Source organism: Rhodopila sp., from assembly GCF_035548095.1.
Lineage (GTDB): Bacteria > Pseudomonadota > Alphaproteobacteria > Acetobacterales > Acetobacteraceae > Rhodopila.
In genome coordinates this window covers 37,673-55,408 of record NZ_DASZUV010000011.1, presented here as the reverse complement: position 1 = coordinate 55,408, position 17,736 = coordinate 37,673, and the positions used below count along the sequence as shown (strand labels likewise).

Here is a 17,736-nt window from a genome sequence, read left to right as displayed (position 1 = left end):
CGTCATGACGTTCCGTAACGAGTTCTTCGAGAAGAACGCCATCTTCCTGCTGATCGGCACGCTGATCACGGTGGCGATTGGCGGCATCATCGAGGTGCTGCCGGTGTTCACGATCGAAACCACCGTGGAGCATGTGGAAGGCATGCGTCCCTATACGCCGCTGGAGCTGCGGGGACGCGACATCTACATCCGCGAGGGCTGCTATCTGTGTCACAGCCAGCAGATCCGGGCGCTGCGTGACGAGGTGGAGCGATATGGTCATTACTCGATCGCCGCCGAGAGCATGTATGACCATCCGTTCCAGTGGGGTTCGAAGCGCATCGGCCCCGACCTGGCGCGCGTGGGCGGCAAGTATTCCAACGACTGGCAGTACGCCCACCTGAAGAACCCGGAGGAGATGGTGCCGGAATCACTGATGCCGCGCTATGCCTTCCTGCAGGAAACGCCCTTGCAGATCTTCGACATCGCCGACCGGATGAAGACGATGCGCGACATCGGCGTGCCCTACACGGACGAGGACATCGCCAACGCACAGGTCGATCTGCTGGCGCAGGCCAATCCGAACGCCGATCAGACGAAGCTGCTGGCCCGCTATCCGAAGGCGGTCACCGTGTCGGGCAACGGTGAGCCGACCGAGATGGACGCGCTGGTCGCTTACCTGCAGATGATGGGCACATTGGTGAACTTCGCCGACACCAACACCGAGAGACTGCGGCAATGAGCGAATACCTGCCGCTGATCCATTGGATCGACCATCACCTGATGATCGTCATGATGGTGCTATTCGTGGCGATCGTCGTTTTCACCTACTGGCCAAGCCGTAAGAAGAACGTCGAGCGCCAGGGCCAGATTCCGTTCAAGGATGACGTGTAGTGCCGACCAAGATCGAAAAGGACGCCATCACCGGTCGCGAGACGACCGGCCACGAATGGGACGGCCTCAAGGAGCTGAACACGCCGTTGCCGAAATGGTGGCTGTATGTGTTCCTGGCCACCATCGTCTTCGCGATCGGCCAGTTCGTCCTGTATCCGTCGGTGCCCTACTTCACCGGATATTTTCCGGGGGTGCTGGGCTATTCGCAGCGCAGGGCGGTGGACCAGGCGGTCGAGCAGGTGATCGCGCAGCGCAAGGCCGAGATGGACCGCATCGCCGCGCTGTCATTCGCCCAGATCCAGGCGGATCCGAAGCTGCTTGAACTGGCGCTGGTCGACGGCCGCCAGGCGTTCGCCAACAACTGCCAGCCCTGCCATGGCGCGGGCGGCGGCGGGCGACCCGGCTATCCGGCGCTGGCCGCCGGTGCCTGGATGTGGGGCGGCACGCTGCAGGAGATTCAGCAGACCATCACCTACGGCATCCGCTCCGGCGATGCGGACGCACGGAACAGCGCAATGCCGGAATTCGGTGCCGGCATGCTGACGCCGGCGCAGATCCAGCAAGTGGCGGATTATGTCTGGGCGTCCTTTTACGGCAACAAGGACGAGGGTGCGCCCAAGGATGTTCCCAAGGATGTCGCGGAAGGGGCGAAGCTGTTCGCCGATAACTGCGCCGTCTGCCACGGTGCGCAAGGCCAGGGAGGCCGGGAAGTCGGTGCTCCGCGACTGGCGAGCCAGGTGCACCTCTACGGCAACAGCCGGGAGGCGATCGTCGCGCAGATAACCCATCCGCACATGGGGGTGATGCCGGCGTGGCATGCGCGTCTGGATCCCGCAACGATCAAGGCGGTGGCGCTGTATGTCCACTCGCTGGGCGGCGGCGAATAGCGCCGGCAAGCGTCTGAAGGGGCGGACTATCAGGCCGCCGGCACCGTGTCCGGCGGCCTGGCTCGGAGCATCGGCCCTGGGAGCATCGGCCCTGGGAGCATTGGCCCTGGGAGCATCGGCGGCGCGATCCGTCCCGTGACGCTGCCCCCCGCGTTGATGCCTCCCTCGCCCGCCCCTGCCTTGATACTGATCGAAATCAAAGACCCCGCCTCCAGGTCCGGCCAATGTCCGCGGGCCAGATTCGCGGGCGCCGGATTCGCGGGCGTTCGTCTTCGCGAACCGGCTCCGTCGATCCATCCGCACAGGCCGTGACCGGTGAGCCGGCGGCGCAGGAGCGAAACCACCGTGTCCCGAATGAGCAAGTCCGACCGGAACATGCAGCAGCAGCGGGAGACGCCGAAGCAGAGCCTGTATGCGACCCGCGTACGGATTTATCCGCGGACGGTACACGGGCGGGTGCGCACGGCGAAATGGGCGATCCTGATCGCCTGCCTGGCGGTCTATTACATCCTGCCCTGGATTCGCTGGCATCGCGGCCAGGGCCAGCCGGATCAGGCCGTGCTGCTGGATATCTCGGCGGAGCGCTTCTACTTCTTCGGCCTGGAGCTGTGGCCGCAGGACATGTGGGTGCTGGCCGGCCTGATGATCATGGGGGCGGTGACGCTGTTCCTGGTGACCAGCATCGTCGGCCGCGTCTGGTGCGGCTATGCCTGCCCGCAAACCGTGTGGACCGACCTGTTCATGTGGGTGGAACGCGCGATCGAGGGTGATCGGGCGGAACGCATGGCCCGCGACGCCGCGCCGCTGACGGCCGACACGATCTGGAAAAAGGCCCTGAAACATTGGATCTGGCTGGGCATCGCCTTCTGGACCGGCGGCGCGTGGATCATGTACTTCACGGACGCGCCGACCGTCGTGGTGGATTTCTGGACGCTGCAGGCGCCCATGCCGGTCTACTTCTTCACCGGCCTGTTCACCCTCACCACCTACCTGCTCGCCGGCTGGGCCCGAGAGCAGGTGTGTACCTACATGTGCCCGTGGCCGCGCTTCCAGTCGGCGATGCTGGACGACCAGAGCATCACCGTCACCTATCAGGCGTGGCGGGGCGAGCCGCGCCGGCGTGGTCGGAACCGCGGCCCAAGCCAGGATATGGCCGGATCACAGGCCAAGGCCGGCGACTGTGTCGATTGCGGTGTCTGCGTGCAGGCTTGCCCCACCGGCATCGACATCCGCGACGGGATCCAGCTGGAGTGCATCAACTGCGGCCTGTGCATGGATGCCTGCGACACCGTGATGAAGCGGATCAACCGGCCGACGGGCTTGATCACCTGGGACACGCTGGCCGGCCAGAAGGCGAAGGAGGCCGGGCGGCACGAGGCGCTGAAGCTGTTCCGAGCCCGGACCATGATCTATGTTGGCGTCCTGTCCCTGGCCGCGGTCGTCCTGCTCGGGTCGTTGGTCGGGCGCGCCACCGTCAATCTGTCGGTGCAGCGCGATCGGGCGCCGCTGTTTGTCCGCGCGCCGGACGGCAGCCTGCGCAACGGCTTTACCGTGAAGGTGGTCAACAAGGCGGCGCTCAACCGCGTCTTCAACCTGCGGATCGAGGGCCTGCCGGGCGCGAAGCTGGCGAACGCCAGCGGCAATGCCCAGCCTGAAACAACCCTGCCCATCCTGGCCCCGGCGGATCAGGTCGAGACCGTCCGCGTGCTGGTCACCGCACGCCCCGCCAGACTGGAGGATGGTTCCATTCCCGTGACCTTCGTCCTGCGTGACACGGCGAGCGGCGTGGAAACCGTCTATCACTCGATCTTCATGGGACCGCCCGGCTATGGTGCCGGTCCGCAGGCGGGCACTCATCCGTGAATCGGAGCAATATCATGAGCACGTCCCCTTCCTCGGCCTGGCGCTGGTTTCCCGCCGGACTGATCGCCTCGCTGGGTATCGTGATCGCCGTCAACGGCGTGATGATCTTCGACGCCCTGAAAACGTTCCCCGGTGAGGCCGGTACCGACGGCTTCGACCTCAGCAACCAGTATGGCCGCGTGATCGCGGCCGAACGTCAGCAGGCCGCTTTGGGCTGGCACGTGGAAACCGGTGTCGACCAGCAGCGCCGCCCTGTGGTGCTGGTGACCGATCGGGACGGCCAGGCACTCGCCGGCGCGGCGGTCGAGGCGGCCGCGGAACGGCCGGTCGGCCCCGAGGATTATACCAGGCTGGCGCTGCGCGACCTGGGCGGCGGCCGGCTGCAATCCGATACCCACTTGTTCTCCGGTCAATGGGACCTGCTGGTGACGGTACGCAGTGGCAACCATGTCTACACCACGACGCGGCGGGTCGTGGTGCGGTAGGTGCCGTGGCCCAATCGCTGACCCTGGAGCAGAGCCGGGCCGCCGCGCGGCCGGTCGGCCGGTCGGTCTGCGCCCATTGCGGCCAGGAAGCGCCGCCAGGGCGGCCGTTCTGCTGCACCGGCTGCGCCGCCGCGCATGACCTGATCGAGGGGCTGGGCCTGGGCCGCTATTACGAGCAGCGGGTCCTGGACGCGCGGGAACGCGCGCCGCGGCCGGAACCGGTCCAGAGCGGCCCCCAAGGCGGGGGTCGCCGGGACCTGGCTCGCCACGTCGTCGCCAGACCAGATGGCGCGTACGAGCTGACGCTTGCCGTGGACGGGCTGCAATGCGGCGCCTGCGTCTGGCTGATCGAATCGGTGCTGGCCAGGGAACCCGACGTCACGATCGGCCGCGTCAACATGACGACCCGCCGCCTGCGCCTGGGCTGGCGCGGCACCATTCAGGATGCCGGACACCTGGTCGGACGCATCGAGGCACTGGGCTACCGCCTGGTCCCGTTCGACGCGCGCGCCTTGAGCGCGGCGCAGGACCGCACCGGCCGGGCGCTCCTGCGCGCCCTGGCTGTTGCTGGCTTCGCCGCCGGCAACGTCATGTTCATCTCCATCGGCATCTGGGCCGGCCAGATCAACGGCGCCGACCCGATCGGCGCGGCCACGCTGGCGCTGCTGCATTGGGTATCGGCCGCAATCGCCATGCCGGCCATCGCCTATGCCGGCCGCCCGTTCTTCACGTCGGCGCTGGCGGCGCTGCGGCACGGCCGCACCAATATGGATGTACCGATCAGCCTGGGCGTGCTGCTGGTCACCGGCATGAGCCTGGTGGCCACCATCCACCACGGCGAGCATACCTATTTCGATTCCGCCGTCGCTCTGTTGTTCTTCCTGTTGATCGGCCGCTACCTGGACCACATCGCCCGCGGCCGCGCTCGGGCGACGGCCGAACAGCTGCTGACACTGCGCGGCACCGACGTCGCGGTCCTGCTGGACGACGGATCGGTGCAGCGCCGAGGACAGGAACAGGTGGCCGAAGGCGACCGGATTCTGATCGCGACCGGCGAGCGCATCGGCGTGGACGGCGTGGTGGAGCGGGGTGAGTCCATGCTGGATACCAGCCTGGTGACCGGCGAAAGCCTGCCCGCCAGCATCTCGCCCGGCAGCAAGGTCTTTGCCGGCACGTTGAACCTGGGCGCCGTGCTGACCGTCCGCGCGGTGGCGACCGGCGAGACCACCTTGCTGGCCGAGTGCGTCCGGCTGATCGAGGCCGCGGAGGCTCGGCGCAGCCGCTTCGTGGTCATCGCCGACCGCGTCGCCCGTCGCTATGCACCCGCCGTTCACCTGTGTTCGCTGCTCACGTTCCTGGGCTGGTATGCGTGGCTGGGCGCCCCGGTCGGCCAGTCGCTGCTGGTCGCCGCCTCGGTCCTGATCGTCACCTGCCCATGCGCCCTGGCGCTGGCCGTGCCGGCCGTGCAGGTAATCGCCACCGGCATGCTGTTCCGCGGCGGCATGCTGCTGAAATCGCCCACCGCCCTGGAACGCCTCGCGCAGGTTGACACGGTGGTGTTCGATAAGACCGGCACCCTGACAGACCCGTTGCTGGCGCTGTCCGAGGTGGAGGACGACGGCGCGCTGCGCCTGGCCGCGGCCATGGCGGCGACCAGCCGCCACCCGCTGTCCCGTTCCCTGGCCCAAGCCGCCGGCGTGGTGGCGCCGGCCGATGGCGTGATCGAGCATCAGGGCCAGGGGCTGGCCCTGGCCACGCCGGATGGCGACATCCGACTCGGGAGCCGCTCCTTCTGCGGCATGCTACCCGATCCGACACCCCGACCCACCAGCGGCCCGGAGCTCTGGCTGACGCGCCCAGGCATGAAGCCGGTCCGCTTTACATTCGAGGAGCGGCTGCGAGAGGACGCCTTGAACACCGTCGCGGCGCTGCGCGACATGGGGCTGCGCCTGCGCCTGATCTCGGGGGATCAACCGGCGCAGGTGGCATCGGTGGCCGAAGCATTGGGACTTCAAGACTGGCGGGCGGCCTGCTCGCCGGTGGAGAAGGTGGCGCTGATAGAGGCGGGTGCCAAGGCGGGTGAAAAGGTCCTGATGGTCGGCGACGGGTTGAACGACTCCCCCGCCCTCGCGGCGGCCCTGGTATCGGCGTCCCCGGCCTCGGCGGCGGATGTCAGCCAGACGGTCGCCGATCTGGTGTTTCAAGGGGCGAAACTGGCGCCGGTGGTGATCGCTCTGCGCACCGCGCGCCGAGCCCGGCGCGCGATGGTGCAGAACCTGGCGCTGTCGATCGGCTACAATGCCGTAATGGTCCCCCTCGCGGTTGCCGGGCTGGTCACGCCTTGGCTGGCGGCCGCCGCGATGTCCAGTTCATCGCTGCTGGTGATGGGCAACAGCCTGCGCCTGCGCCGGGGCGGGCGGATCGAGAAGAACACGACATGGGAGAGCAAGCCATGACGGTCATCCTGTATCTGCTGATCGTCAGCCTGATATTTGGTGCCTGCGGCCTGGGGATTTTCCTCTGGTCCCTGCGCAGCGGCCAGTTTGACGACATGGACGGCGCGGCCAACCGGATCCTGTACGACAAGGACTGACTCGGATCGGGCAGAGAAGGCGTGCCCGGATCGATGGCCATCATATCATTAATGAAGCAGCGGGCGCATCCGTATCGGCTTTTGTTGTCAATCCGGCTGCCATGCTGTGACAAAAACAGTCACACGTATCACATACTCACGATCGCGTGAATGTGAGTTTTTTCGTTTGAAAGTAAGTGGCGAACTCTCCGGGACAACCAAGGGGAGTGGTTTTGGCCCTATATTCTATATCGACGTATCCTGTGCCGCCGGTCCGCTGGTCACACCCATGCGCATCCCGCGATAGCGAACCAATCCTGCGCCTGACACCGGCACGTTCTTCCGCCGGCGTGCCGGGCGGTGGACCGCGAAGACGGCGTTCCCGGCGAGCGGTGGCGTGAGCACGGGCCGCATGCGTCAGACCCCGGTCGCCAGCGCGTCTCGGCCTTCCGATGCGCCAGGTCGGATGAAACGCGTGAACTGGTATTTCGTCCTGTCGCTGGTGCTGAGCCTCGTCCTCTGGGCACTGATCGCCTGGTCGTGCATGGCCTTATATGGCTTCGTCGTCGGATAGAGCATGACAGGGTCAGGTTGGCCCTGCCATGCTCTGTCAACTTTTTGATTCAACAGCGCGATTCATACCCTCTGGTCGCCGGCTTCAGGCGATCGCGCTCCAAAAGCATGATAGGACAGTCGCGGTGCCCCCGTCCTATTCGACCGCCTGCTCCGGAAACGCCAGCTCGTGGCGTGACCGCCACTCAGGTTTGACATAGTTCACGATCAGCGATCGACGCACGCCCTTGATCGGCCGCCGTTCCACCCCATGCCAGGTATCCGGTCCCGGAATGAAGATCAGGCCCGCATTGCGCGCGTATGGCGTGGTGCCGACCCAGGTCCGGTCCGCGTCATACAGATCGGTGCCCCAAGCCTCGGAACCCGGGTCCTCGGACAAATAGATCAGCATGGTGAACAGCTTGGCGCCGATATCGGTGTGCGGCTCCAGCCAGAATCCATCGGTGTCCAGGCAGTATTCGATCCGCAAGGAACTGCCGGACAGACAGACACCGCAGGTCTGTTCCAACCGCCGCACCACGCCACGGCCCTGAAAGGCATGCGCGATGTCATTGCACACCGCGTGCGCGGCCCGCTGCCGAACCCCGAAGAACAGCCGGGAACTGTTATGCGTCTCCCGCTTGCCCAGCGTGTCGCCGATCGGCGGCGGGGCCACATCCAGCGCATCGACGGCGGCGCAGCTGGAAGGCGGCAGCATGCGGGTCAGCAGCCAGTGGCGGAATGGGTAGGTCCCGGCCACGGCCTGGCCCAGGCTGCGCAGGAAAGTGTCGGCGATCGCCTCGGCGGACGGCATGGCCGTGGCGGGCACGCCTGGGCTTCGCATCGCCGGGTCCGGAGTGGCCGGCTCAGACATGGCCGGCCGCCGGCCTGAAGGTGCGCTTGGCGACCGAAGATACGTGGTGGCGGAACAACTCCCGCTTCGCCGCGAAGGTGCTGGCCATCCAGTTGATCATCACATAGCGGCGAACACCGACGAAGGGTTCATGGCCGTGCCATGACTTGTCGGATCTCTGGAATGCGACCAACGTACCGGCGTCGGGTGGCACCTCGGCCAGCATGTCATCCAGGTCGTCCGGGCGCCGAAGCAGGCGCAGCCGGCCTCCATCCGCGTCCCAGGTATCGTTGAAATACAGCAGCGCGGTGGCGAGCTTGCAGATGCTGTCGGTGTGGATGCGCCCGTCGCGTTCGGCACAGCGTCCGCGCACGGTGATCATCAGCGAGCGGTCGACCAGGTCGAGACCGAACTTCTCCGACAGAGCGCGGGAGAACGCGGGTGCGCGCAGCGCCTGGATCAGCGCGTCGAAGGCCGGTCCACCCGCCACCGCGGCGACAGGCAGCAGCCCGGCATGGGCGATTCTCGGGAACGCATCGCGGATCGCGCTGGCGTCCCGCGGCGTGACGAAATCCCGGACCACGGTGAACTGAAACGGATCCCGCGTCAGCGGCGCCTCCTGCAAGGCGTCCAGGCGAAGCAGCGGCATTCGGCCCCCTTCAGAAGCGGGATCGGGGCAGAGGCCGCACGGCCCGGTCCGATCGATCCCGTGATCAAGCAAAGAACGCCGCGGAGCCGGGTCAGGCAGTCTCCATGGATGGTTCGGCTCCGCGCGACCATGGGTCCGATCCGCCGCCGGACGGCGTCGCCCGCGTGGCCACCCCGGTGGTGACCCCGCGTGGCGACAAGGCATCGCGATCCTGACGGCAAGTGCCGGACCCGGGTGTCGGGTAGACCCGGGCGCGGAGTCACCCTTTGATCCGGATCAAGCCTGCGCCGAATTACACACGGCGTGGCGCGCGCATCCACCGTTTGCCCTGCCGGTTGCTCTGCCGGGACCATATCCCCAACCGCAAGCGACAGGCGGTGTCAGAGGATTTCCCAGTAGCCGGTCTCCTCATCGTGGCGCGCTCGCTCCAAGCCATTGAAGTCACCTTGTGAAACGATGCCGATGATCTTGTTCCCCTCTACCACCGGCAGATGGCGATAGCCGCCGTCACGCATCATGCGCTGCGCCTCGTTCGCCTTGACAAACGGCCCCAGCGTGTCGGGTTGGCCGGTCATCACCACGCCCAGAAGCGTGGTGGCCGGGTCCAGCGCCTCGGCCAGCACGCGGCCCACCGCATCACGTCCGGTGAAGATGCCCACCAGTTGATCACCTCCGCCGGTCACCAGAATGGCGCCGATCTTTCGTTCTCGCATCAGTTGGCAGGCTTGCTGGACGGTGGCCGAAATCGGCAGCGTCACAGGACGCTGCCGCCGGATGATCTCGCTCATGGTTCGGTTCGTCATGTCGTGGCCTCGCTGCAACCTCGGTCAGGAGAAGCCGGAACGGAGAGTGCCGTTTTAACTCAATGCGTCGCGGGAACCGGCGATCGCCCGGATCAGGTCGTGGCGGCTGACGATGCCGACCAGCTTGCCGTCCTTTACCACCGGCAGCCGGCGCACCCCCTTCTGAACGGCCAGTTCGGCCAGTTGCGGGATCGTCATCCGGTGATCCGCGGTCACCACATCGGACACCATCACATCCGCCGCGACGTGCCGGTCCTGCCGCAAATATTCCAGGAAGTCTTTCGGCATCTCCTCCCCCTCCGCTATCAGGTCGAGCCACCAGGCTCGGCGGGCGAGGATGGATTCGCGGTAGGGTTTCAGCACGTCCGCCTCACTGATGATTCCAAGAATCCGGTCGGCGGAATCCACCACCACCACCGCGCTGATCCGATGCTTCGACATCAGCCTGGCGACCTCCCCAACCGTGGTGTTCGGCCGCACCGTGATGACGGGGGACGACATGATGTCGGCGGCAATGATCGTCACGAAGATTTCCTCCACTGGATCGAAACATTTTTGGCCGCGGCAGAAAACGCGTCATTGATCGCGCTCAACCGGCCGGAACGCCCCGCGCGGGCTGTGGTTGCCCGTTGCCGGAAACGCCGTGCGACAAGCTCGAACAGTAGTAGCGGGGATGCACCATGTCACGCTCCAAGCACCGCGCCGGCATGGGACGCGAGGTAGACGCCCTGGCGCTCGATCCCGGCCCTCGATCAATGGCTGTCGCATCATGGCCGGATCCGCGAAGAGCGCGGCGACCGGTACCGAATCGTGCCGAGCGCATTCGACGCGGAGCCTTGACGCATGGAGCGGGCGACCGCACTTCTGCCGGGCGCGCGCTGCATGGAGGCTTCGATGACCCTGAACATGCCGGACCCCGCGGCACCGGACACCACGGCACCGGACACCGCGACATGAGCGGCGGCCCGATCATCGCGCCGTCAATCCTGTCCGCCGACTTTGCTCGGCTGGGCGAGGAGGTGAAGGCGATCGACGCCGCCGGCGCCGATTGGATCCATCTGGACGTGATGGACGGCCACTATGTGCCGAACATCACCTTCGGTCCCGACATCATCAAGGCGCTGCGGCCGGTGACGAAGAAATTCTTCGACACGCATCTGATGATCAGTCCGGTCGACCCGTACCTGGAGGCATTCGCCAAGGCCGGTTGCGACCGCTTGACGGTGCATGCCGAGGCGGTGACGCATCTGGATCGGACACTGCAGGAGATCGGGGCCCAGGGGAAGAAGGCCGGCGTGGCGATCAACCCGGCGACACCGGAAAGCGTCGTGGAATACGTGCTGGACCGGATCGACCTCGTGCTGGTGATGTCGGTGAATCCGGGCTTCGGCGGTCAGTCCTTCATTCCGGCGGTGGTCGACAAGATTCGCCGGGTCAAGGCGCTGATCGGTCCCCGCCCCATCACCATCGAGGTGGACGGCGGCATCACGCCCGATACCGCGCCGCTGGTGACGAAGGCCGGGGCCTCGGCCTTGGTGGCGGGGTCGGCGGTGTTCCACCGGCCGCCCTACGACCGGGCGATCGCCGCCCTGCGCGGATTGCCGGCGGCCGCCTGACAATCCGCCTCGGCATGCCGGACAGGCAGCGCTATTTGCGCTTGGCCGCCGGCTTCGCCTTCACCGGCTTTGCAAGCTTCGGCCGCGGCTTGCCGGCGCGCAGATCGGCAATGGTCTGTCGCGTGGTGATCTGCTCCGGGTTCACGCGCAGCTCGATCAGTGCGGGCTGGCCGCTCTCCACCGCTCTGCGGAAAGCCGGGGCGAAGGCATCCGTTTCGGATACGACCTCCCCGTGGCCGCCATAGGCCTCGATCAGCCGCGCGAAATCGGGGTTGGTGACCTCGGTGCCGGAGACGCGCCAGGGATAGGCGCGTTCCTGGTGCATGCGGATCGTGCCGTACATGCCATTGTTGAACACCAGCACGATCGGTGCGATGCCATGATGGAAGGCCGTCGCGATCTCCTGCCCTGTCATCATGAAGCCGCCATCGCCGACCAGGCTGACCACCATGCGTTCGGGAAAGGTGATCTTGGCGCCGATCGCCGCCGGCACGCTGTAGCCCATCGCCCCGTTGGTCGGACCGATATAGCGCTGATTTTCCGAAAAATTCAGAAACCGCGTCGCCCATCCGGCAAAGTTTCCGGCATCCGTGGTGACGATCGCGTCGGGCGTCAGCAGCCCTTCAAGCTCCCGCATCACCGTGCCCAGGTTCAGGGCGCCCTGGTAATTCGGCACGGCTCGCTGCGCTTCCCGCAATGAGCGGAGTTCCTGCGTCCATTTCCCCCAGCGCGCCGTCACCGGCTCCAACGCCGCGGCAGCCAGGGCGAAGGTGTTCAGGTCCGACACGATTCCCAGGGCGGTATGGAAGACGCGCGCGATCTCACCGCCATCGGGCAGCACCTGGATGATCGGCACGCTGCCTGCCATGTCCAGCAAGCTGTAGCCCTGCGTCACCGCATCGCCGAGGCGGGAGCCGATCGCCAGGATCAGGTCGGCTTCCTTGAATTTTCCGATCAGGCCGGGATCCGATCCGACGCCAAGGTCGCCGGCGAAATTATCCAGCGTGCCGTCGTAATGCGCCTGCCGCCGAAAGCCGACGGTGACCGGGATATTGTTAGCCAGTAGGAATGAACGCAGGGCCGCCCGTCCTGCTTCCGTCCAGCAGGAACCGCCGACCACCGCGACCGGCTTCCGCGCCTTGGCCAGCATCGCCCGCATCCGGTCCAGCGCCGCCGGATCAGGAAAGGCGGGGGAAATCACGCGCCGGGGGATGTCGGGTATGGTGATCCGGTCCTTCTGCATTTCCTCCGACAGCGCGATGACCACCGGGCCGGGCCGGCCGGTGGTGGCGACATCCACCGCATGCGCAACGACCTCCGGAATGCGCTTCGCGTGGTCGATCTGGGTCACCCATTTCGCCAGCGGGCCGAACATCTGACGGTAATCGACTTCCTGGAACGCGTCGCGGCCGGTGTCCTCATGCGCGATCTGGCCGACGAACAACACCATCGGCGTGCTGTCCTGGAAGGCGACGTGCACGCCGATGGCGCCGTGGCAGGCGCCCGGCCCGCGCGTCACAAAGGCGGCGGCTGGCCGGCCTGTCAGCTTGCCATAGGCCTCGGCCATGTTCACCGCCCCGGCTTCGAACCGGCAGGTGACCATCTTCAGCGCCTGCCGCCGGTCATACAGCCCGTCCAGCGTGTCGAGGAAACTTTCACCCGGCACCTCAAAGATGTGATGGATGCCCTGGGCCACCAGCGCGTCGGCCAGGACGCGCCCGCCATGGCGCGGTTCCGGTTGCAGTGACTGGCGTGTCTTGCGGGCGAGAGCGAGTTCCATGGACGTCCGTTCCTGCGGGTTGCGATTCCCGAGGATAAGGCTGGCTGCGGCTGACGTCACGGTCTCAGCGGTCCGGCGAGGGGCGCGGCCCGGCTTGCATCCGGGGGGCATCGCCGCCACTGTGCCGGCGACAGCAGGGAAAGGTCCAGGCAATGCCCCATTTCGAAAAGCGCCAGGTCGGGCGAACGAAACTGCAGGTCACGGTGCTGGGCCTGGGAACCGCGACCATGGGAGCCAGCCGCATTCCGATCAGCCGGCAGGACGGCGAGGCGATCGTGCAAGCCGCCTGGGATGCCGGCGTGCGCTATGTCGATACCGCACCGTTCTATGGCGTCGGCGCGGCGGAACACCGGGTCGGCGACGCGCTGCGGGAAAAGGATCGGAATGCGTGGGTGCTGTCCACCAAGGTCGGTCGTCTGCTGAAGCCGAAGACGGACACCACACCCTCCCCGGACGGGCGGCTGTCGCCGATGCCGTTCCAGGTCGTCTACGACTATTCCTATGACGGCATCATGCGCTCTGTCGACGACAGCTACCAGCGCCTCGGCCTCGCTCGTATCGACATCCTGTATGTGCATGATATCGGCGTCTACCAGCACGGCGAGGCGGAGAACGCGAAGCACATGAAGGTGCTGCGCGAGAGCGGCTACAAGGCGCTGGACGAGCTGCGCCGCACCGGCACGGTCAGCGCCATCGGCATCGGCGTGAACGAAAAGCAGGTGCTGCTGGATGCGATGGAATTCGGTGATTGGGACGCCTTCCTGCTGGCCGGCCGCTATACGCTGCTGGAACAGGCGCCGCTGGACGACCTGCTGCCGCGCTGCCAGGAACGCGGCACCTCGATCGTGGTGGGCGGGCCGCTGAATTCCGGCATCCTCGCCGGCCGCGACACCTGGAACTACGCGAAGGCGCCGGCCGACGTCGCCGCCCGCGTGGAAAAGATCGCCCGTGTATGCGAGGCGCACAACGTGCCGCTGCCGGCGGCGGCGTTGCAGTTCCCGCTGGCCCACCCGGTGGTGTGCTCCGTCATTCCCGGCCCGCGCAGCGCGGCGGAGTTCAACGAGAACCTGCCGCTGTTCTCGATGCCGATCCCCGCCTCGCTCTGGTCCGACCTGCGCAATGAGGGCCTGCTGCACCCGAACGCGCCCGTCCCCGCCGCCTAGGCGCTTCAGCCATGCCGATCATCGCGCCGAAACCCTGGCGGCGGCAGTTCTTCGATCACGTCGCCTGCCCGGACGACGTGATGATCCCGTTGGCTGATACCGATGCCTGGACGCTGTGCGCCGATCACCGCTGGATCTACGACAAGCTGGCGGTGGCGCTGTCGCAGGGGCTGCAGGCCGCGCCGCACGGGGTGATGCCGCCGGGTTATCCGGTGTTCTCCAAGCCGATGATGAATCTCCGCAGCATGGGCACCGGCAGCCGCGCCATCGCGTCCCAGGCGGAGTATGAGGCGGCGATGGCGCCTGGCCATTTCTGGTGCACGCTGCTGACCGGCGCGCATGTCAGCAGCGACGCCGCGCTGGTGGATGGCAAGGCACGGTGGTGGCGGCATGCGACGGGGATCACCCGCCCTGGCGGCACTTTCGATTACTGGCATGTGCATAGCGAGGCGTTCCCCGAGATCGAGGACTGGTGCGGCGCCTGGGCCGAGCGGACTCTGGGCGGCTACACGGGGATGATCAACTTCGAAACGATCGGCGGCCGCATCATCGAGGCACATCTGCGCTTTGCCGATCAATGGCCGGACCTGTATGGCCCGGGCTGGGTGGAGGCGCTGGTGGCGCTGTATGCCAGCCGGCGCTGGACCTATGACGATACGGCCCGGACCGATGGCTACAGCGTCGTGCTGTTCGGCCCGCACGGGCCACGCTACCGCCATCCACCGGCCGAAGCGATCGCCGCCGCCGCGGCGCTGCCCGGCGTGCTGAGCGTGCAGATCCCTTTCTATGAGGACCGGGATCCGGCGCACCACCCGATGCCACCCGGCGGTTTTCGGCTGGCAACGATCAACGCGGTCTCGCTGCGCGCGGGCATGGCGGCGCGGGAGATGCTGCGCGACAAGTTCACATAGGCCGGTCAGGTTTCAAAGGGGGCTTTCACTGGGGGCTTTCACTGGCGGCTTTCACTGGCGGGCTCCACTGGCGGCCGTCAAATGGAGCAGGACACCTCGTCATCGCGCTGGCGCCGCTTCGGGCGGATCGGCATAATGCGACCTATGGTTGTAAATTACGCAATCCGGTCGAGCTTGGCCGCCTCCTGGGTACATCCGCTGAAAGCCGCGCTGCTGGCTTGCGTGCTGGCCGCGCTGATGACCCCTCGTCCGATCCTGGCCCAGGATCTGAAAGTCGCGACCTGGAACCTGGACTGGCTGACCACCCGCCCCGCCAGCGCCCGCTATCTGCCGCCCGATGTAACAGTGCGGCAGGACGCCGAGATGGCACGCCTTGCCGCCTATGCGCGGGAGCTCAATGCCGACGTCATCGCCCTGGAGGAAGTCGACAACCACGAGGCCGTCGCGACGCTGTTTCCGCCCGACGCCTACAGCGTCCACATGACCCGCGATCATGTCATGCAGCGCGTCGGCATCGCCGTGCGGCGCGGCATCCCTTATGACATCCATCCGGACCTGACCGCCCTGGCACAGGAACACCTCCGCAGTGGCGCCGATATCACCCTGCACCTGCGCAACCATGACTTGCGGCTTCTCGCCGTTCACTTGAAGAAAGGTTGCAGCCATCGGTCGCTGACGCGCACGCCCAGCGGTGCCTGCCGGGAGCTCGCCGCCCAGATCGACCCGCTGCGGCAATGGATTCGTGATCGCACGCACGCCAACGAAGCCTTCCTGATCCTGGGCGATTTCAACCGCTGGATGGACGGCCGCGACCCGTTCCTGCAGTCCCTCAATTCGGCCGCGCCACTGGCCAGAGCCACCGAAGGCCATAGCTCGCCTTGCTGGGGCGGCGAAAATTTCATCGACCATATCCTCGCCGGCGGCCCTGCCATCACCTGGATGCAGCCCGATAGCCTGAAGGTCCTGGTCTACCGCGAAACCGACCCCTCGCTAAAAGACCGACTGTCCGACCACTGCCCGGTATCCGTGCAAATCGTGGTGCCCGAGTAGGCGGGGTTTCCACCCCGAACCCGACCAGGCGGCTCCGCCCCTTGAAACCCCGCCAAAGGCCGAAGACCCTCGGAGCCCGTTCATCTGGCATGGGGATGAGGGGTCTACGGCAAGCCCCCTCATTCTCATACCAAAACAGACGCCCGGGCTCGGCCCGGCTCGGAGTCCCGAAGGCCCACTGGGGGCGGACGGCCCCTGATCAGGATCCCGGCCCGGAACCTCCTGCCACCTCCGCCGTCGCGGTTTCGGTCTCGGGGCGGGTCTCCGGCATGGCCAGCCACAGCAAAGCCGTGGCGCAGGCGCCGGCGGCGGCCAGCACGGTGAAGGCGGCGGCGGGGCCGGCGCTATCGGCGATCCAGCCGGCAACGGTCGTGCTGAATGTGGCACCCAGGCCGCCGGCGAGGCCCAGCGATCCGATAGCGAGATTCATGTAGCCGCTGTTCTTCGTCACGTCGGCGGCGATCAGCGGCAGCATCAATCCCAGAACGGTTGCGCTGATCCCGTCCAGAGTCTGGATCAGGGTCAACGGCACCGCGCCGGGCGACAGGGCGAACAGCAGCGCGCGCAGGGGCAGCATCGCGAAGCCGACCAACAGCACCGGCCGCCGTCCGATGCGCTGGGCCAGGGTGCCGGCCCAGGGGGACAGGGCGGCGGTGATGAGTTGCGGCAATACGATGGTAGCCGACAGCACCCAGCCCGGCGTCCCCTCCTGCCGGGTGAGGTGACCGAGCGCCAGTGGCAGCATGCCGGCATTGGCGAACTGGAACAGCAGCACGGCGACCGCGAAGATGTGCAGGGCGGGCACGGCAAAGATGTTCCAGTCGCGTTGCGTCCGGCTGTGCGGCGGTGTCAGGGCCATGTGCTCGCCGCCGCCGATGACGCAGTCGCTGGGACGGATCAGCAACAGGCTTGCCAGCGCCGGCAAGGTCAGGGCCGCGGTTGCCATGAACACCGCGCGCACCGACACCACCTCGGCGACCAGCCCCAGCAACGCGGCCGCGCCGGCGGACCCCAGCGCGGCATAGCGGGCATTGATGCCCAGCCTTTGGCTGAAAGCGGCATGGCCGCACAGGCTCAGCGTCAATGCGGCGATGGCGGGGGTCAGGACGCTGCTGGCCAGCGCGTGCTCGATCTGCGATGCCCAGACGACCAGGGGCGCGGCGGAGACGGCCATCAAGGCGGCCCCGGCGCCCAGGGCGACCAGGGCAATGGCGGTCAGCTCACGCTTCCGGGATACATGATCGACCAGGCCACCGCCAGGAAGCTGCGCGGCCAGCCCGGCAACGGTGCCCAGGCTGAGCGCGAAGCCGATGTCGACGAACCGCCAACCTTGCTGGGTCAGCCAGACGGCGATGAACGGCCCGAAACCGGTCTGGATCGCGGCGGTGGAGAGGTTCAGGAGATTGAGGCCAATCGCGACTCGCGGGGCGCAATGATCCCCGACCCGTCGGGTGCCCGGCATTGGCCGGGAGGGCGTGGTGCGGCCGTTCATGCGTCCTGATGTGGCACGGGCCGGACAATCGAGCCAGCCGACCCGCCCAAAAAGGCCGCTCGGATCACCGTATCGTGGACGCGGCGGTATCGTGGACGCGGCGGCGCGATAGTGCGCAGCCGAGCCGGTGGCCCGCCCTGCAAGAGGGCGAGCCGTCACGAAGGAGGGCGTATCGAGCCGATCGACC

The 17,736-nt window shown here is 66.9% G+C and carries 17 protein-coding genes; 11 read left to right on the top strand and 6 right to left on the bottom strand.

Going from position 1 to position 17,736, the window contains the following annotated elements; all coding sequences use genetic code 11:
* The first annotated feature begins 4 nt into the window (after positions 1-4).
* The 7 genes from ccoO (at position 5) to ccoS (ending at position 6,701) form a co-directional block, all read left to right on the top strand.
* Positions 5-721 (top strand): cytochrome-c oxidase, cbb3-type subunit II, encoded by a 717-nt coding sequence (gene ccoO / locus VHC04_RS09595; protein WP_325680467.1) that lies wholly within the window; start codon positions 5-7, stop codon positions 719-721.
* Positions 718-873, top strand: coding sequence for a cbb3-type cytochrome oxidase subunit 3 (locus tag VHC04_RS09590; protein WP_325680465.1), 156 nt, complete (start codon positions 718-720; stop codon positions 871-873). Before ccoO ends, VHC04_RS09590 begins: the two co-directional genes overlap by 4 nt.
* On the top strand, positions 873-1,760 hold the full coding sequence (gene ccoP, locus VHC04_RS09585) for a cytochrome-c oxidase, cbb3-type subunit III (protein ID WP_325680463.1): 888 nt from the start codon (positions 873-875) through the stop codon (positions 1,758-1,760). Before VHC04_RS09590 ends, ccoP begins: the two co-directional genes overlap by 1 nt.
* 354 nt (positions 1,761-2,114) lie before the next feature.
* Positions 2,115-3,623 carry a cytochrome c oxidase accessory protein CcoG gene (gene ccoG / locus VHC04_RS09580; protein ID WP_325680774.1) on the top strand — a complete coding sequence of 503 codons (1,509 nt, stop codon included), beginning with the start codon at positions 2,115-2,117 and terminating at the stop codon, positions 3,621-3,623.
* Between the two features lie 14 nt (positions 3,624-3,637).
* Positions 3,638-4,108: a FixH family protein gene (locus tag VHC04_RS09575; RefSeq protein ID WP_325680461.1), complete on the top strand. Its 471-nt coding sequence runs from the start codon at positions 3,638-3,640 to the stop codon at positions 4,106-4,108.
* A gap of 5 nt (positions 4,109-4,113) precedes the next feature.
* Positions 4,114-6,564 (top strand): heavy metal translocating P-type ATPase, encoded by a 2,451-nt coding sequence (locus VHC04_RS09570; protein WP_325680460.1) that lies wholly within the window; start codon positions 4,114-4,116, stop codon positions 6,562-6,564.
* Positions 6,561-6,701, top strand: coding sequence for a cbb3-type cytochrome oxidase assembly protein CcoS (gene ccoS, locus VHC04_RS09565; RefSeq protein ID WP_325680458.1), 141 nt, complete (start codon positions 6,561-6,563; stop codon positions 6,699-6,701). Before VHC04_RS09570 ends, ccoS begins: the two co-directional genes overlap by 4 nt.
* A 688-nt stretch (positions 6,702-7,389) precedes the next feature.
* Here ccoS and VHC04_RS09560 read toward each other — a convergent pair.
* The 4 genes from VHC04_RS09560 to VHC04_RS09545 all read right to left on the bottom strand — a co-directional run bounded on the left by VHC04_RS09560 (position 7,390) and on the right by VHC04_RS09545 (position 10,062).
* Positions 7,390-8,076 carry a 2OG-Fe(II) oxygenase gene (locus VHC04_RS09560; RefSeq protein ID WP_325680456.1) on the bottom strand — a complete coding sequence of 229 codons (687 nt, stop codon included), beginning with the start codon at positions 8,074-8,076 and terminating at the stop codon, positions 7,390-7,392.
* 22 nt (positions 8,077-8,098) lie between these two features.
* Positions 8,099-8,734 (bottom strand): 2OG-Fe(II) oxygenase family protein, encoded by a 636-nt coding sequence (locus tag VHC04_RS09555; RefSeq protein WP_325680454.1) that lies wholly within the window; start codon positions 8,732-8,734, stop codon positions 8,099-8,101.
* A 380-nt stretch (positions 8,735-9,114) separates the two neighbouring features.
* Positions 9,115-9,522 (bottom strand): cyclic nucleotide-binding/CBS domain-containing protein, encoded by a 408-nt coding sequence (locus VHC04_RS09550; protein WP_325680452.1) that lies wholly within the window; start codon positions 9,520-9,522, stop codon positions 9,115-9,117.
* A 69-nt stretch (positions 9,523-9,591) separates the two neighbouring features.
* Positions 9,592-10,062, bottom strand: coding sequence for a CBS domain-containing protein (locus VHC04_RS09545; protein WP_325680450.1), 471 nt, complete (start codon positions 10,060-10,062; stop codon positions 9,592-9,594).
* A gap of 428 nt (positions 10,063-10,490) precedes the next feature.
* Here VHC04_RS09545 and rpe point away from each other — a divergent pair, with 428 nt between their 5' ends.
* Entirely contained in the window at positions 10,491-11,153 is a 663-nt protein-coding gene (rpe, locus tag VHC04_RS09540) for a ribulose-phosphate 3-epimerase (protein ID WP_325680449.1), read from the top strand.
* A gap of 31 nt (positions 11,154-11,184) precedes the next feature.
* On the opposite strand, the gene VHC04_RS09535 is transcribed toward rpe, so the two are convergent.
* The gene (locus VHC04_RS09535) at positions 11,185-12,933 is read right to left on the bottom strand and encodes a thiamine pyrophosphate-dependent enzyme (protein ID WP_325680447.1); all 1,749 of its coding nucleotides are present in this window, start codon (positions 12,931-12,933) and stop codon (positions 11,185-11,187) included.
* 152 nt (positions 12,934-13,085) lie between these two features.
* Between VHC04_RS09535 and VHC04_RS09530 the strand changes: the two genes are divergently transcribed.
* The 3 genes from VHC04_RS09530 to VHC04_RS09520 all read left to right on the top strand — a co-directional run bounded on the left by VHC04_RS09530 (position 13,086) and on the right by VHC04_RS09520 (position 16,057).
* A complete protein-coding gene (locus VHC04_RS09530) occupies positions 13,086-14,096 on the top strand; it encodes an aldo/keto reductase (RefSeq protein WP_325680445.1) in 1,011 nt (336 codons plus the stop codon).
* Between the two features lie 11 nt (positions 14,097-14,107).
* Positions 14,108-15,007, top strand: coding sequence for a hypothetical protein (locus tag VHC04_RS09525; RefSeq protein ID WP_325680443.1), 900 nt, complete (start codon positions 14,108-14,110; stop codon positions 15,005-15,007).
* A gap of 135 nt (positions 15,008-15,142) precedes the next feature.
* A complete protein-coding gene (locus tag VHC04_RS09520) occupies positions 15,143-16,057 on the top strand; it encodes an endonuclease/exonuclease/phosphatase family protein (protein ID WP_325680440.1) in 915 nt (304 codons plus the stop codon).
* 199 nt (positions 16,058-16,256) lie between these two features.
* Here the strand turns inward: VHC04_RS09520 and VHC04_RS09515 are convergent, their stop codons facing one another.
* Complete coding sequence (locus tag VHC04_RS09515; RefSeq protein WP_325680438.1) at positions 16,257-17,549, bottom strand: MFS transporter; 1,293 nt, start codon at positions 17,547-17,549, stop codon at positions 16,257-16,259.
* Positions 17,550-17,736 lie beyond the last annotated feature (187 nt).

What these genes read in the sequence shown, in the direction of transcription:
- ccoO (WP_325680467.1), top strand. Translation starts at nt 5, where the DNA reads ATGACGTTCCGTAACGAGTTCTTCGAGAAGAACGCCATCTTCCTGCTG.
- VHC04_RS09590 (WP_325680465.1), top strand. Translation starts at nt 718, where the DNA reads ATGAGCGAATACCTGCCGCTGATCCATTGGATCGACCATCACCTGATG.
- ccoG (WP_325680774.1), top strand. Translation starts at nt 2,115, where the DNA reads ATGAGCAAGTCCGACCGGAACATGCAGCAGCAGCGGGAGACGCCGAAG.
- VHC04_RS09575 (WP_325680461.1), top strand. Translation starts at nt 3,638, where the DNA reads ATGAGCACGTCCCCTTCCTCGGCCTGGCGCTGGTTTCCCGCCGGACTG.
- ccoS (WP_325680458.1), top strand. Translation starts at nt 6,561, where the DNA reads ATGACGGTCATCCTGTATCTGCTGATCGTCAGCCTGATATTTGGTGCC.
- VHC04_RS09560 (WP_325680456.1), bottom strand. Translation starts at nt 8,076, where the DNA reads ATGCGAAGCCCAGGCGTGCCCGCCACGGCCATGCCGTCCGCCGAGGCG.
- VHC04_RS09555 (WP_325680454.1), bottom strand. Translation starts at nt 8,734, where the DNA reads ATGCCGCTGCTTCGCCTGGACGCCTTGCAGGAGGCGCCGCTGACGCGG.
- VHC04_RS09550 (WP_325680452.1), bottom strand. Translation starts at nt 9,522, where the DNA reads ATGAGCGAGATCATCCGGCGGCAGCGTCCTGTGACGCTGCCGATTTCG.
- rpe (WP_325680449.1), top strand. Translation starts at nt 10,491, where the DNA reads ATGAGCGGCGGCCCGATCATCGCGCCGTCAATCCTGTCCGCCGACTTT.
- VHC04_RS09535 (WP_325680447.1), bottom strand. Translation starts at nt 12,933, where the DNA reads ATGGAACTCGCTCTCGCCCGCAAGACACGCCAGTCACTGCAACCGGAA.
- VHC04_RS09530 (WP_325680445.1), top strand. Translation starts at nt 13,086, where the DNA reads ATGCCCCATTTCGAAAAGCGCCAGGTCGGGCGAACGAAACTGCAGGTC.
- VHC04_RS09525 (WP_325680443.1), top strand. Translation starts at nt 14,108, where the DNA reads ATGCCGATCATCGCGCCGAAACCCTGGCGGCGGCAGTTCTTCGATCAC.
- VHC04_RS09520 (WP_325680440.1), top strand. Translation starts at nt 15,143, where the DNA reads ATGCGACCTATGGTTGTAAATTACGCAATCCGGTCGAGCTTGGCCGCC.
- VHC04_RS09515 (WP_325680438.1), bottom strand. Translation starts at nt 17,549, where the DNA reads ATGAACGGCCGCACCACGCCCTCCCGGCCAATGCCGGGCACCCGACGG.